This window comes from Methanohalobium evestigatum Z-7303 (assembly GCF_000196655.1).
Lineage (GTDB): Archaea > Halobacteriota > Methanosarcinia > Methanosarcinales > Methanosarcinaceae > Methanohalobium > Methanohalobium evestigatum.
Genome location: NC_014253.1, coordinates 2,143,514 through 2,157,900 on the forward strand (window position 1 = coordinate 2,143,514; position 14,387 = coordinate 2,157,900).

The following is a 14,387-nucleotide window of genomic DNA, read 5'->3' on the forward strand; positions in this document are numbered from 1 at the left end:
AGTTAAAGAGGTGGTATTAGTGGGTTATGAATACAGCCCTGTAAAACTGGCTGACGGTATATATTCGGTAGGTGTAATAGATTGGAATCTTCGTGATTTTCACGGCTATGAAACACCAAAAGGTGGAACCTACAACTCCTATCTTATAGTAGATGACAAAATTGCATTGATTGACACGGTAAAATCCCAATTTACTGAAGACTTCGTTAATTCAATCAGACAGATAGTAGACCCGTCAGAAATCGACTATGTTGTAGCAAACCATGTGGAAATGGACCATTCAAGTTCATTGTCCAGGATTATGGAACTTGCTCCTGACGCAAAAATCTATACCAGTAAACGCGGTAAAACCGGTCTCTGCGCATATTATAAAGAAGAAGGATGTGAAAACTGGGATTTTGAAGTTGTTGGAACAGGTGATGAATTAAGTCTTGGGAACAAAACCCTAATGTTTATCGAGGCAGTGATGCTTCACTGGCCGGACAGCATGCACACTTATCTGAAAGAGAATAAAATACTTTTCTCAAACGATGCCTTTGGACAGCATATTGCAACATCCCAGAGGTTTGATTATGAAGTGGATGATGTAATCGATGATGCTGCAGAATATTATGCTAACATTTTGATGCCGTTTGGTTCACAGGTGCTCAAATACTTTGACAAGGCAAAAGAATTGGGTCTTGAATTTAACATGATAGCACCTTCCCATGGGGTGATTTGGAAAAAATATATTAACGATATATTAAATGCCTATAAGAGCTGGGCATCGGGTGAAACTGTCCCTAAAGTACCGGTGATTTATGATACCATGTGGGGCAGTACCGAAATAATGGCAAAGGAAGTCCTTGAAGGTATTAGAAGTGCAGGTGTGGAAACCGAACTTCTACATCTTCGCAAAAACAATCTCAGTACGATAATAAAAGAAATACTGGATGCACCTGTTATAGCACTTGGTTCAACCACTATAAACAATGGTATGTTCCATTCTGTTGCAGGATTTCTGACTCATCTGAAAGGTCTAAAACCCAAAGGCAAAAAGGCAGTAGTCTTTGGATCCTATGGATGGGGAGGTGGAGGTGTCCAGAGAGCAGAAGATGAACTTGATAAAGGAGGAATTGAACTACTGGAAAAAGGACTTAAAGTCAAGTTCCGACCAGATAGCGAAGATTTAAAATTCTGTAGAGAACTGGGAACCCGGCTTGCTGAAGCAGCTAAAGAACAATAACTTTTTTTATTTTTACTGAAACATTAAACGGCGGTGTTAGTGTTAACAGTGTTAATGGTATAGATGAGAACAAATCTCAAAAGATAGCTGTTGTAAGATGCGAAACAGTATCAGAAGTTTGTTCCGGCATAGGTTGTTTTAAAGCATTTAATAATAGGGATGTATATTTCAGGGACTATGACAGCAGTGCAGAGATGATAGCGTTTTTCACATGCGGTGGATGTTCGGGACGCCGTGTTTATCGTTTGGTAAAATCCCTCAAAAAACACGGTGTTGATATTGTTCATCTTAGTTCATGTATGATGAATATGGATAATTGTCCTGAATGCCCTCATGTTGAATCTATAAAAAAGACAATCAAGGATAACGGTATTGACATATTAGAAGGAACTCATCACTAAAAGGGATATATAAAATGGTCAAAAGGAACATTGTAAAAATCGATGAAGAGAAATGTAACGGCTGTGGCAAATGTGTAACCCCCTGTGCAGAAGGAGCAATCCAATTTGTTAACGGAAGGGCCAAAGTCGTTTCCGAGGAACTGTGCGATGGCATGGGATTTTGTGTAGGTGTTTGTCCTACTGGAGCTTTGACCATCGAACAGAGGGAAACAGTAGAGTTCAATCAGGAAAAAGCAGAATCACAGGAAAAAAATACAGATAGTACAATTAGTTGTTTTATATGCGGACAGGGTGAAACCTCAGGTTACCTGATGCCTCTACGCCATGATATGGAAAGTCTTTGGGTATGTACACGCTGTTTACCAAAACTAATTCATGGTTAACTTTTTTTCGTTAAAGCCTCAAAATATATAATATTTGAAACAGATAGTATATTTTGGAGTCGGGGTTTATGTCTGATAGTGATATATTTTCCAGTACAAAAGTATATGAAATCATGGTGAAATCACTTGTGACCGTTAATGAAAACGACACCATAAATGATATACTGGAATTGTTTAAAAATTATAATTTTCATACCTACCCGGTTGTAAACGACAAATATGAACTTGTAGGTGAGGTCAATCAGGACATAATCTTGGAAATTCTTTTGCTTGACAGGATAAAGAGTTCCAAAAATATTCACAGAATAGCCATAAAATCGATAAGTGAAAATATAAAAGGCATAATGGAACATCATACATTAACCCTGTCACCAGATACCAATCTGCACCATGCAGCAGATTTAATGGTTAAGCACAAAGTAAATCATGTATATATTGTAGAATACCGTAAACTGATTGGAATACTGTCTAAAAGAGATATTATAAACCATGTTTATAGAATAAGGGGTCTTTCTTAAAAATGGATACCATCCTGATAATATTTGTAATTCTCTTTCTTGCAAAAGTACTGGGTGAATTTTTTGAAAGAACTGGATTTTCCAGTATTTTGGGTGAAATATTTGCAGGAATTATTTTAAGTATGTTTTTACTCTCACACGACCCTGAAACATTTTCTTTTCTTGCAGAACTTGGTGCTATTTTTTTGCTTTTTACAGCAGGATACAAAGAAGTACATTTACAAGAACTCAGGTCTGCATCCAAAAAAGCAATTATACCCACTATAACTCAGATTGTATTGGCATTTTCATCTGGATTTATACTTGGATTAATTTTTAATTTCCAAATTCTTGAAAGTCTTTTTATGGCTGTAGCCTTCAGTGCTACCAGTATAGGGGTTCTTGTAAAGATACTTATTGATTACAATTATCTCTCAAGTAAACCCGGTTCATTGATGCTAACTTCAGCAATATTTGATGATATTGCAGGAATTTTTATGTTATCAATAGTGGTTACAGTTGCTGAATTACAGCATTTGCCCTCTTTTTCACAGATTTTAACTATTTTTGCCAAACTGGCGTTTTTTATGCTGTCTATGGTTGTTCTTGGTTTGAAAATATATCCAAAATTATTTGATTACATCCATAAGATGCATATCAAGGAATCTATTTTTTCGTTTGTAATTATCATTGCATTGTTTTCAGCCTATTTTGCAGAAGCCTTTGAATTGCATGCGGTAATCGGTGCATTTGTTGGTGGAATAATTCTTTCAAGGATACCTATAGCTAAAATAGAGGATGTGCAGAGCAAGGTGAGTGGTTTAAGTTATGGTATATTCACCCCGATTTTTTTTGCTTATATAGGGTTTACTGTAGACCTTTCGGTTTTAGAAACTACCAGTTTGTTTACAATCCTTGTTGTAGTAATGGCACTGCTTGGGAAGTTGGTAGGAGGTTTTATCGGTTCAAAAATAGTGGGATTGGATTCTTCTGATAGCTTGATTTTTGGTATAGGGGTGATGCCCAGAGCGGGTATAGAACTTGTTGTAATAACAGTTGGTAGAAACAGAGGTATTATCGGAGACGAAATATATTCTGCAATTGTTTTGATGGTGATTGTATCTATCATTGTGTCGCCGATGTTGTTAAAATTTGCAATCAATGCAAAGGAAAAATCAGCACTTACTTCATCTTCAAATCCGTGATTATTATAAAAAGGGTGACAACATATAATGTTTATAGAGTGGGTTGCTTATGTCAAAAATGAACAAGATAAAAGGTAAATTTTTTACCGGTTCGAATAATTCCAAAACCGGTGAAGATAAACCATCAATGTCTAACAGATGCCAGAGAATCGGTATAAACGACATTATCAAAAAAGATATAGTAACCTTGTCAGAAGGTGATTTGATAGAGGATATAATCAATATATTTACCAAACATCGTTTCCATACCTACCCGGTTATCAATGATAAAGGTAATCTGACAGGGGTAATTACCCAGAATCTGATTCTTAAAATCATACTGCTTGATATAATGCCCCAGACAGGTCATACAGACCTGGCAGTAAAATCCCTGAGTAATGATGCAAAGGGTATTATGGACCCTCACCCTGTAACGGTGAACCTTGATAGTAATCTATGTGATGTTGCAAAACTGATGGTAAAACACAATGTTAACCAGGTGTTTGCAGTGGACAATGGCAGGTTGGTAGGTATTGTTTCCAAACTGGATGTAATAAATGAAATCTCAAAAATAAGAGGTTAAATTGGATGGATGTTATACTCCAGATTTTTCTTGTTGTTTTATTGGCAAAGATATTTGGAGAATTAAGCATTAGACTGGGTCTGCCAAGTATACTTGGTGGAATCCTTGCAGGCATTGTACTTGGTCCGTTTTTTGCTGATCCAAATGGAGAAATTTTTTTATTTCTTGCAGAACTGGGTGCTATATTACTTTTTTTTACGGCAGCCTATAATGAGGTAAGCATAAGATACATCCAGGCATTGTCAAAATATACGCTTATACCTACATTCACCCATATATTGGTCGCTTTTGTTTGCGGATATACACTGGGTTATATATTCAACCTCGGATTTCTGGAAAACATATTCATAGGCATAGCCTTCAGTTCCACAAGTATAGGTTCAGTAGTAAATATGCTAATTAGCTGTAATTACCTGTCCAAAAACCCCGGACCCCTTGTGTTGTCCTCGGCCATACTGAATAATTTTGTAGGGGTAATCATGTTGGGTCTTATCGTAAGTGTAGCAACCTATCAGCGGTTACCCGGGGGCAAGGAGATTTTAACAATAATCTCGGGAGTTGTTGGATTTTTGGTTATAATGATAGTTCTGGGTTACAAGGTATATCCAGTACTTTTTAAGTACATTCACAGGATGCAGATAAAAGAATCAATATTTGCATTTGTTATTATTATAGCACTGGTGTCTGCATATCTTGCAGAAATACTGGGACTGCATTCTGTGATAGGAGCTTTTATAGGCGGTATATTCCTTTCGGAAATACCGCTTGCAAGAATTGAAGATATACAAAGTAAGGTAAGCGGGATTTCATATGGGGTATTTATACCCATGTTCTATGCTTTTATTGGTATGTCGATAGATTTCAGTATATTACAGACCAATGGATTGTTTACAATTGCTGTTATTGTTCTGGCTCTGTTGGGCAAGTTATTTGGTGGTTATATAGGTTCAAGGATATTAAAGGTCAATTCCTATGACAGTCTGATATTTGGAATTGGTTCAATGCCCAAAGCAGATGTTGAGCTTGTGGTCATATCTATTGGTTTGAGTATGGGTGTGATAGGTAATGCCTCTTATTCCGCTATTGTTTTAATGGTTGCTATATCGGTTGTAGTATCACCTCTGCTGTTAAAATACGCAATACAAGCCAAAGAAGGAGCAAATATTGGATGTAGGGGTCTATAACTATAAAACTACTGGCGATTGATTTTTAAATTCTGCTGTTTTTTATAAACTTGGATAAACAATGGAAAAAAAGCATGTAGAAAGATTTCTTGAATTTCTTATTGTAGGAATCGGGATGGGTGTGGTAGAAGACCTTTTGGCTGTTAAAATAGCGACAGGTGTTATGATAGACCTTGAAGTTATTTTGATTGTCACTTTAATAGCAATACCATTTGCCGCTTTTTCTGAACTTATTGTTGACAGAGAGGATTTCAAGTTTTTAAAAAGGAACAACAAATGATACATTTTAATTTTATCTATGGAAGATTATACCTGTGTGATCCAGTAGTTTGCAAAATCTTAGTTTCAGTAAGTCCGTTATAACAAACGCTACAAAAGCATAAATCCAGATGAAAACGGCAAACTGCCATGCGAGGGGTGTAACAAAGACACCGAAAACAACAATCAATGTTGCAGCAATTTTTGTAAGTATGGCTGTTGAAAAGAGGAGAGCGCTTGGTCTGATAGACCAGAAAAGTCCGCGCTGGGTCGAGCCAAAAATATGGTCATGTGACCGGTAACGGCAAGTTTCAAAAAAAATAAACAATTGTATAGTATCCTTTTTCATTGAATTTTTGTTATCCCCCACCAGTGAACAAAACATATGAAGTTACATTTGCAGCATTATTATTTTTGTAGTTTATATTATAAAAATTGTAGTTACTGCAATGTAAAACAAAGGAGAAATAAAAAGGAAGTTACTGGCTTTTGGCTTTTGCCACTTCATAGGGACGTGAAAACTTCGATTCTACTTCTTCCCGGTGCAGGGTGTTGTAGGTACAGAAGGGAATGGCTCTGCCATCAGGTGTAGCGTAGTGAACTCCGCATCTCTGAATCCTTTCAATATCAAAGTTGTAGTTATCCTGGAAATGCATACATCCAAGGAACAACGTATTTCTGTGGAATTCCTTTGTGGCTTCACTGGCACCTCTGACAAGGACATTGACAATCAATTTGGTGACATTGACAGAACTTGGGCTTTTATCCGAATCTATGAAACTTGGAACTCTTCTAGCTACTTTGGCAAGAGCTCGTACTTTGGCGCTTTTGTTTGCCCCTCTCTCATAAAATTCATCTGTCACTTCATCTAAAAAGTTCATCAATCCTTTTACGTCTATGAAATTTGTAATTGGTATGAATTTACCATCTTCTACATATACGTAGGTACCTGCTCCACAATGCTGATGACAGGTCAATGCAGGGATATTTTCGTTACGTATGGCAGCTATGAATCTTGAAACCGGAACTACAAATGGTACGGGATACCATGAATCCTTAGGAATTTCACCATCTGTCTGTTCTTCAGTGAGTTTAAATAGGTCGGGTATAGTGATTCGTTTCTGTTCTCGTTCTTCCCGGTTAATACGCCCTGTGAATGATATTGGCTGGAAATTGATACCCTTGATAACATCCAGATTTTGAGATGCAAACCGTATCATATCGCCTATCTGGTGGTCGTTAACACCTTTTGCAAGGGTTGGAACAAGAGTTATGCTTTTGATACCTACTTCACGGCAATTTTCTACTACCTGCTGTTTCATAGGGAGTGCGTTAAATCCTCTTACCATTTTATAGGGTTCTTCTGTTACACCATCAAACTGAAGATAAAGGGTATGAAGACCTGCTTCTTTGAGTTTTCTGGTAAATTCCACATCCTTTGCCAGCCTTATCCCATTGGTTGCAATCTGTATCTGTATGAATCCCATGTCCCTTGCCATAGCGATAATATCTGGAAGATCATCGCGTACAGTGGGCTCTCCACCTGAGAACTGAACAGCATAACATGGTGTCGGTTCTTCGTTCCGAAGCATCTGGAGCATATCGCGGATTTGTTCAAAGGATGGTTCGTAAATATAACCCCTTTCTTTTGCGTTTGCAAAACAGATTGGACAGTTGAGATTACACCGGTTTGTAAGGTCGATATTCGCCAGTATTGTGTTGGTCTTATGTGTAGAACAGAGTCCACAATCCTGAGGGCATTGATAACCCTCTGTGGTCATCGGATTGGTTACCCCTTCACCAACCCTGTTAACATTATCAAATTTTTTGTATAATTCCGCATCCGACCAGTAAACATCTTTAAAATATCCATGCTCATCGCATTCTTTATCAATCATTATTTTGCCGTCTTCTTCGTATATGGCGGCATCTATTAAATCACAGCATTCTGGACAAAGTGACTTTGTATGCTTCATGTAAGTATCTCCTGTAGTCTAAATATTCTTATTTTATTTGAAGTTTTTTTGTTTTTTATATTACCAAAGGAATAAAATTGTTAATGTGATAATATTAGATAGTCATGTAGGTTTTATATAAGTATTTGAAAGTTTTTATGTTAGAATTTTAACAATATAAATACATTGGATAGGATATAGTTGTCCAAAACATATTAATCATTTAGTAACTTCAATAAAATAATAATGACCGATAAGCAAAACATAGCAGTTTTTGAACCCTATACACTATCACAGGAAAACCTTGACAAAGTACATGCTGTCATGTCCGAAGATGTAGATGATATGGTTTATCTTTTTAAAGTGCTTTCAGACCCTATAAGGCTTAAAATCCTCAGGGCGCTTGAAACACAGGAGTTGTGTGTATGCGTTCTGGTAGAACTTACCGATTATAAATATTCGGCACTTTCCTATCATTTAAAATTGTTAAAGGATGAAAACCTTGTGGAGTCAAGGCGTGACAAAAGTTATCAAATATACTATCTGACAGGTTTTGGATACAGTTTATTAAAGTCTATAGATAAAGAATTCAAAAGTGTATAAACCTATAGATTATACATCTTCTGAAGGTTTGGCGGTGTTAAGTTTTGAATATTTAACACCTTTTAAAGCCATCACTTTTTCTCCAAAATCCTTGAAATTGGCACCATCGCCATCCAGTATTATCACTTCAAGACAATTGTCTTGGTCAAGGTGGATATGTACCGATGACTGTATAATCTCAGCATGTTCATGCTGTATCTCGGTAAGAGTGTTTGAAAGGCCGCGTTTGGTATGGTCATACATCAGTGTAAGTGTTCCAACACGTCTGCCTTTAATATCACTCATCCACTCATGTCTAACGATGTAGTTTCTGATAGCATCCCTTATTCCTTCTGAACGTGAAGAATAGCCTCTTTTTTCTATGATTTCATCGAATTTTTCCAGCAGGTTTTCAGGCAATGATACTCCGATTCTCATAAGGTCTTGGTCCATTAAATCACCTATGGTTTGATTAAATGATTATATTTGTTTTATTTTTTATGCAACATTTGGTTAATATATTATGAATAAATAACATTAAAACAGTTCAGGTTGGGTAATGGATGTATTCACTGTGATACTTTTATAAATAGTGATATATATTTGGGTATTAATTAGAATCCAATAAGGTGTCAGAAAATGGATAAGAAAGAATTATTGTATTCAGGAAAAGCAAAAAGTATCTACAAAACCGATGATGAAAACAAACTTGTTGTAGAGTTCAGGGACAGCCTTACAGCATTTGATGGAAGTAAGAAAAGTGAAGCTAAAAACAAGGGTTATTACAACGCTCAAATATCAAGAAAGGTCTTTGAAATGCTTGAATCAAATGACATAAAAACCCATTATATAGATATGATTTCTGACACTGAAATGCTTGTAGAATCCGTAGAAATCGTGCCTATAGAAGTTATTGTAAGAAATATAGCGGCAGGTTCAATAACGAAAAAATACCCAATGGAAAAAGGAACTCGTTTTAAAAATCCCATTCTTGTACTGGATTACAAGAGCGATGAATATAGTGACCCGATGATTAATGAAGATATTGCAGTAGCACTTGGAATCACAGATTATGAAGAAATTGAAAAACTCCGCTCTCTTGCACTCAAGATAAATGAGTTACTGGTTGATTACCTTGATAAAAGCAATCTACTTCTGCCGGATTTCAAACTTGAATTTGGTAGAAAGGATGGAGAGTTGCTTCTTGCTGATGAAATATCCTGTGATACCTGTAGATTATGGGATAAAGAAACAGAAGAATCAATGGACAAAGACGTCTTCAGGTATGATAAGGGAGACCTTTCCAAAGTTTATGAAGAGGTGGCAAGACGGATAATCCCTGAAATCTTTAATTAATTTTATTTTTTAAAATAGAAAATCATCAAGGGTTTTTTGGGTACAGACATCTGAAAGTAATTTCATCTGATTTCTCCAATCTGAATATGGTGTCTTTATTCGGGTTGATATATCCGAAAGGGCAGTTTCTATTGATTCAAATGTTTTAGGAGTATTCTGGAGTGCCTGACGCACACCTTCTCTTACCACCCAGACTCCAAGAGGTGCCCAGTAGTCAGGTCGGATTTCACGAATAATAAATATCGATGCCTGTCTTTTTATATTTAAAAGATATTCCAGTGCACCCAGACGGGCTGCATAATATCCACCTGACAGAGGGGAATATTTACTTTTACCATTAAACCCTTCAAAATCCGCACCTATCCATGTGGAATCACCCGACCATACTGATTTTGGGAGCCAGATTTCAACCAGTTCAAAAGAATAGTTCTTTGGAACATACAGGATTTCAAAATGGTTTCCAAATATTCCACCACTAAACAGTGTAATTTCATCTATCTGTGGATAATCGATTATATTGTTGATGATATCTTTACCTGCCATATCATCAACAGCAGTAATCGACCATCTGGTCGGAACCAGACATCTGTCTTTTCCAAGTAATCCTATGGATAACAGACGTGTTATATGTTCTGTAGATATGTTTTTATTGATAAGTTCTGAAACACTGTCTTTTGCCAGTGCATCAGTATCGTATACAAGGTAATCCACTTTTTTGGGTACATTAGGGTTTTCGGTGATCTCAAAGTTTTTTAGTGTGGCTGATGGTCCAGTGGGTGTAAGTACACTATCAAACCTGAGGTTGTTTTCAATTGTTTTGCTGTACCAAGCTTCTGTATCAACAGGATTTGTGGATAAAGCCAGTTCCTGTGATTTTAAAATAAGATTGTTATCAGATAAAGCATCTTTAATATTTATATTTGTATTCGACCTGACCAGCCGGGAACGCATGGATATAATATCCTGGATATCCATCCCGAGCCATTCATCGGGTAAATCCATTACAGCGGATTCATCACCAGTTGTCTCAGGCGGTATCATGGGGCCTGCAGAAACATCTGGATAACCGTGTCTTCCTACAAATACTGCAGGTGGAGATGCACCAAACACTGAATCATTTTTGGGTATTTTTGAACTTAATGATTCTATTGATGCAAATCTTTCAAGTATTGGACATCTGGGACGTCCGCATAATTTTTTCCCTTTACATTCTATACATCTGTTGCTGGATTTCAATGTCAATCCTGGTCATCTTCAATTTCATCACACAGGATGCAATAACCGGCTTCAGGTGCGTTTTTGTATAGCCATCCTGATTTTTGCACGAGTCTACATACACGGCACATACCTTTTGATTTTTCCTTAACAGTAAGTCCATCTATAAGTTGGGATGCAAATTTGCTTATTTCATCGTTAGTAGCTTTTGAAAATCCAACCTCTGCACCGCGTTTAAGACTTACATACTGTGAAACTGCAGCACGTGAAAGTCCCAATATGTCTGCAATTTCGTTTTGAGTGCATCCATATTCAAACATCATTACACGTACAAGTTCCGCCCTTATAGATGGCAGGACTTTTTGTACCATGATTTCGCATGGAGGTTTCATTGTCTTATCTATCCTTTTTTCTAATAATATGCTTGAGAAATCCAACTTAAAAATAAATTTTTAAAATCAGGTGTTAACCTTTTAACTCATTTTATCAAACAATCAAGTAATTTATTACATTGTTATGAGCTATACCCCTTGAGCCCCAATTAATCTTTTATCTGGTCTGGAGAGAATCCTTTTGCAACCAGTACATCCTTCATTCGAGACCTGTGGTTTCCCTGTAATTCAATAGCATTTCCTCTTACAGTACCACCACATGCAAATTTGGATTTGAGGTACGTAGCAAGTTCGTTCAGATCTATTTCATTTGCATCTAAGCCTTCTACAATGGTCACTTCTTTACCATATCTTCTTCTATTGACTTTAACTGTAATCCTTTGCTGTTCTTTTGCTACTTCTTCGCATATGCAAAGTTCTTTAGGTAGTCCACAAACTGAACACATTTCCGAACTCATTTTTCTGGTTTTTCCTCCGCTTTTATATTAAGGTATTTGCAAATTTTAATTTACAAAGTTTTATATGAGTTTGTATATTTATATAAATAGCAAATAAGAGTAAACAAATATGATATTAAAATCTAATGGTAATACAGTTGCATCAGATGTGGAATTTGCAACAACATTTTTTTCACAATCAAAAGGCTTAATGTTTAAAAAAAATGTACCTAATGATTATGCTCTTGTTTTTGTATTCGACAAACCCATAAAGACATCAGTTCATATGCTTTTTGTAAGATTTCCCATTGATGTACTGTTTCTTGATGATAGTAAAAGAATAATTAAAGCAACAACTCTTAAACCATGGCTGGGGACGTCCTCATCTGAAAAGATAGTTAAATATATAATCGAAATGAAACAGCACAAAATATCAGAACATGGTCTTGTCGAGGGTGAACAGCTCTTTTTTGATGTGCCATGATTGTAATATATGTATATTCATCAATAATTGTTAACTTAAAGTAACCTTTATTTAATTGGATAATATGTCCATGATACAAATAACTGGTAAGAGGCTTTTTAATGTTACCTGAAAATGACCTTAAAATAATAACTGAAAAAATGGGAAGGAAACCGAATCTGGTTGAACAGGGTTGTTTTTTAAATCTCTGGAGTGAGCACTGTTCCTATCGCTCAAGTGCACCTTTGCTAAAGACATTTACATCCACTGGTGAAAAGGTCGTAATTGGACCTGGAGATGATGCAGCGATTATCCAGTTCGATGATGAATGGGTGCTTGCTCTTGGAATGGAAAGTCACAACCATCCATCATATGTAGATCCTTATAATGGAGCTGCCACCGGTGTAGGTGGTATAGTACGTGATATTCTTTCGATGGGAGCACGTCCGATTGCTCTTATGGACCCGCTTTATTTCGGTCCGCTAAATAATTCTAAAAATCTCTATTTATTTGAACATATCATAGAGGGTATAGCAGGCTACGGCAATTGTATCGGTGTGCCGGTTGTAAGAGGTGAGGCATTCTTTGACGATTCATACAGCGGTAACCCTCTGGTAAACGTAGTCTGTATTGGTCTTGCACATAAAGAAAATCTCATAACTGCAAAAGCAGAAAAAGCCGGCAACAAACTTGTATTGATGGGTGCTACAACAGGTCGTGATGGCCTTGGAGGGGCTTCATTTGCATCCAGAGACCTCTCAGAGGAAGCAGAATCTGAAGAACGTCCAAGTATTCAGATAGGTGATCCTTTTACAGAGAAATTATTAATTGAGGCAACACTTGAAGGAATTGATAAGGGATATGTCAAATCATGCAGAGACCTCGGAGCTGCAGGTATTGTGGGAGCCAGTTCTGAAATGGCATCAAAAGGTAATCTTGGGGCATATATGTACCTTGATAATGTGGTGCTTCGAGAATCAGGTATGAAACCTTTTGAAATTCTTATAGCCGAATCTCAGGAACGTATACTTCTGGAAGTAGAACCAGAAAATGTGGATTATATGCTTGATGTAGCGGAAAAATATGAATTAAGCGCCAGTGTAATTGGTGAGTTGAAAAACGACCAAAAATATACAGCCGAATTTGGTGATGAAATTGTTGCAGATATGCCAGTAAAACTTTTAACAGAAGGCTGTCCTACTTTTGAAAGACCTGCAACTCCACCATCATCACAAAATATTGGAGCAAAACCTGAATTCCCTTATGACTTAAAAACAACTGTACTTGATGTGGTTTCTTCTTATAATACAACATCAAAAGACTGGATATACAGCCAATACGACCATGAAGTCCAGATAAGGACGGCTGTAAATCCAGGAGATGATTCAGGAGTTCTAAGAATTTCAGGAAATAAAGGATTGGTAGTATCCTGTGGATGCAACCCCAGACACACATTGCTTGACCCCTATAAAGGAGGCAGAGGCACAGTTTTTGAAAACGCTATGAACCTGGCAGTTAAAGGCGGAAAAGCAATTGCAATGGTGGATTGCCTCAATTTTGGAAATCCTGAAAAGAGTGATATATACTGGCAGTTCAAACAGGCAATTCTTGGTCTTGGTGATTGTGCGCGTGAACTTTCAATACCTGTAGTAGGTGGTAATGTATCCCTTTATAATGAAAGTGAAGAACGTGGAACAGCAATAGCACCAACGCCTTCAATCGGTCTTATAGGAATTACCGATGATGTAGCACAGGTACCTCCTTCGTATTTTGTCAATGAAGGTGAGACAATAATACTTGTAGGAGAAACCCACGATGAACTTGGTGGTTCAGAATATTACAACCGCATCGGCTACCGTACACATGGCAATACTCCTGATGTTCCTGACAATGCTGAATCCATACTGGATGGAGTAAGAAAAGCAGTCATTAGCAGCAAAGTAAGTTCTGCTCATGATGTATCACAGGGTGGACTTGTAGTGGCATTATGTGAAATGTGTGATAGAATTGGGGCAGATGTAAATCTAAACTCTGTGGGCGCTGGTCTACGAACAGATGAGATACTGTTCTCAGAGTCACATGCAAGAGCCATAATTTCCACTTCAGAACCTGTATATGTCAGACAAATGCTTGCGGATATACAGCACGTGATAATTGGCAGTACTGGTGGACAAATGCTGGATATTACCCATAATGATCAGGAAATTGTACTGACACTGGATGAAATATCAAATTCAAGAAGCAGTTTGAAAAGGTTGATGACAGAATGACT

Annotated in this window: 18 protein-coding genes; 13 read left to right on the plus strand and 5 right to left on the minus strand. The window is 37.0% G+C overall.

Annotation, left to right across the window (positions count from 1 at the left end):
* The first annotated feature begins 19 nt into the window (after positions 1-19).
* From METEV_RS10785 to METEV_RS12455, 9 genes are all read left to right on the plus strand, one after another.
* Complete coding sequence (locus tag METEV_RS10785) at positions 20-1,225, plus strand: FprA family A-type flavoprotein (RefSeq protein ID WP_013195545.1); 1,206 nt, start codon at positions 20-22, stop codon at positions 1,223-1,225.
* Between the two features lie 83 nt (positions 1,226-1,308).
* Positions 1,309-1,626, plus strand: a complete 318-nt coding sequence (locus METEV_RS10790) for a CGGC domain-containing protein (protein WP_269634962.1) — start codon at positions 1,309-1,311, stop codon at positions 1,624-1,626.
* 14 nt (positions 1,627-1,640) lie between these two features.
* Positions 1,641-2,009 carry an ATP-binding protein gene (locus METEV_RS10795; protein ID WP_013195547.1) on the plus strand — a complete coding sequence of 123 codons (369 nt, stop codon included), beginning with the start codon at positions 1,641-1,643 and terminating at the stop codon, positions 2,007-2,009.
* Between the two features lie 68 nt (positions 2,010-2,077).
* Positions 2,078-2,527, plus strand: a complete 450-nt coding sequence (locus tag METEV_RS10800) for a CBS domain-containing protein (protein WP_013195548.1) — start codon at positions 2,078-2,080, stop codon at positions 2,525-2,527.
* 2 nt (positions 2,528-2,529) lie between these two features.
* The gene (locus METEV_RS10805; protein ID WP_013195549.1) at positions 2,530-3,711 is read left to right on the plus strand and encodes a cation:proton antiporter; all 1,182 of its coding nucleotides are present in this window, start codon (positions 2,530-2,532) and stop codon (positions 3,709-3,711) included.
* A gap of 49 nt (positions 3,712-3,760) precedes the next feature.
* Positions 3,761-4,273, plus strand: coding sequence for a CBS domain-containing protein (locus METEV_RS10810; protein ID WP_013195550.1), 513 nt, complete (start codon positions 3,761-3,763; stop codon positions 4,271-4,273).
* A 5-nt stretch (positions 4,274-4,278) separates the two neighbouring features.
* Entirely contained in the window at positions 4,279-5,457 is a 1,179-nt protein-coding gene (locus METEV_RS10815) for a cation:proton antiporter (protein WP_013195551.1), read from the plus strand.
* A gap of 61 nt (positions 5,458-5,518) precedes the next feature.
* Positions 5,519-5,737, plus strand: a complete 219-nt coding sequence (locus METEV_RS10820) for a hypothetical protein (RefSeq protein ID WP_013195552.1) — start codon at positions 5,519-5,521, stop codon at positions 5,735-5,737.
* A 109-nt stretch (positions 5,738-5,846) separates the two neighbouring features.
* Positions 5,847-6,017, plus strand: coding sequence for a hypothetical protein (locus METEV_RS12455; protein ID WP_157197345.1), 171 nt, complete (start codon positions 5,847-5,849; stop codon positions 6,015-6,017).
* A gap of 177 nt (positions 6,018-6,194) precedes the next feature.
* On the opposite strand, the gene tes is transcribed toward METEV_RS12455, so the two are convergent.
* Positions 6,195-7,691, minus strand: a complete 1,497-nt coding sequence (gene tes / locus METEV_RS10825) for a tetraether lipid synthase Tes (RefSeq protein WP_013195553.1) — start codon at positions 7,689-7,691, stop codon at positions 6,195-6,197.
* A 225-nt stretch (positions 7,692-7,916) separates the two neighbouring features.
* Here tes and METEV_RS10830 point away from each other — a divergent pair, with 225 nt between their 5' ends.
* On the plus strand, positions 7,917-8,273 hold the full coding sequence (locus METEV_RS10830) for an ArsR/SmtB family transcription factor (RefSeq protein ID WP_013195554.1): 357 nt from the start codon (positions 7,917-7,919) through the stop codon (positions 8,271-8,273).
* Positions 8,274-8,282: 9 nt separating this feature from the next.
* On the opposite strand, the gene nikR is transcribed toward METEV_RS10830, so the two are convergent.
* On the minus strand, positions 8,283-8,705 hold the full coding sequence (nikR, locus tag METEV_RS10835) for a nickel-responsive transcriptional regulator NikR (protein WP_013195555.1): 423 nt from the start codon (positions 8,703-8,705) through the stop codon (positions 8,283-8,285).
* Positions 8,706-8,891: 186 nt separating this feature from the next.
* On the opposite strand from nikR, the gene purC reads away from it, so the two are divergent.
* A complete protein-coding gene (gene purC / locus METEV_RS10840) occupies positions 8,892-9,608 on the plus strand; it encodes a phosphoribosylaminoimidazolesuccinocarboxamide synthase (RefSeq protein ID WP_013195556.1) in 717 nt (238 codons plus the stop codon).
* 9 nt (positions 9,609-9,617) lie between these two features.
* Here purC and METEV_RS10845 read toward each other — a convergent pair whose 3' ends face one another.
* From METEV_RS10845 to yciH, 3 genes are all read right to left on the minus strand, one after another.
* Positions 9,618-10,844: an Nre family DNA repair protein gene (locus METEV_RS10845; RefSeq protein ID WP_013195557.1), complete on the minus strand. Its 1,227-nt coding sequence runs from the start codon at positions 10,842-10,844 to the stop codon at positions 9,618-9,620.
* 2 nt (positions 10,845-10,846) lie between these two features.
* Positions 10,847-11,215 carry a transcriptional regulator gene (locus METEV_RS10850; RefSeq protein ID WP_013195558.1) on the minus strand — a complete coding sequence of 123 codons (369 nt, stop codon included), beginning with the start codon at positions 11,213-11,215 and terminating at the stop codon, positions 10,847-10,849.
* 149 nt (positions 11,216-11,364) lie between these two features.
* On the minus strand, positions 11,365-11,673 hold the full coding sequence (gene yciH, locus METEV_RS10855) for a stress response translation initiation inhibitor YciH (protein WP_013195559.1): 309 nt from the start codon (positions 11,671-11,673) through the stop codon (positions 11,365-11,367).
* Positions 11,674-11,782: 109 nt separating this feature from the next.
* Here yciH and METEV_RS10860 point away from each other — a divergent pair, with 109 nt between their 5' ends.
* Positions 11,783-12,136: a DUF192 domain-containing protein gene (locus tag METEV_RS10860; RefSeq protein WP_013195560.1), complete on the plus strand. Its 354-nt coding sequence runs from the start codon at positions 11,783-11,785 to the stop codon at positions 12,134-12,136.
* A 101-nt stretch (positions 12,137-12,237) separates the two neighbouring features.
* Positions 12,238-14,385 (plus strand): phosphoribosylformylglycinamidine synthase subunit PurL, encoded by a 2,148-nt coding sequence (gene purL / locus METEV_RS10865; protein WP_013195561.1) that lies wholly within the window; start codon positions 12,238-12,240, stop codon positions 14,383-14,385.
* The last annotated feature ends 2 nt before the right edge of the window (positions 14,386-14,387 follow it).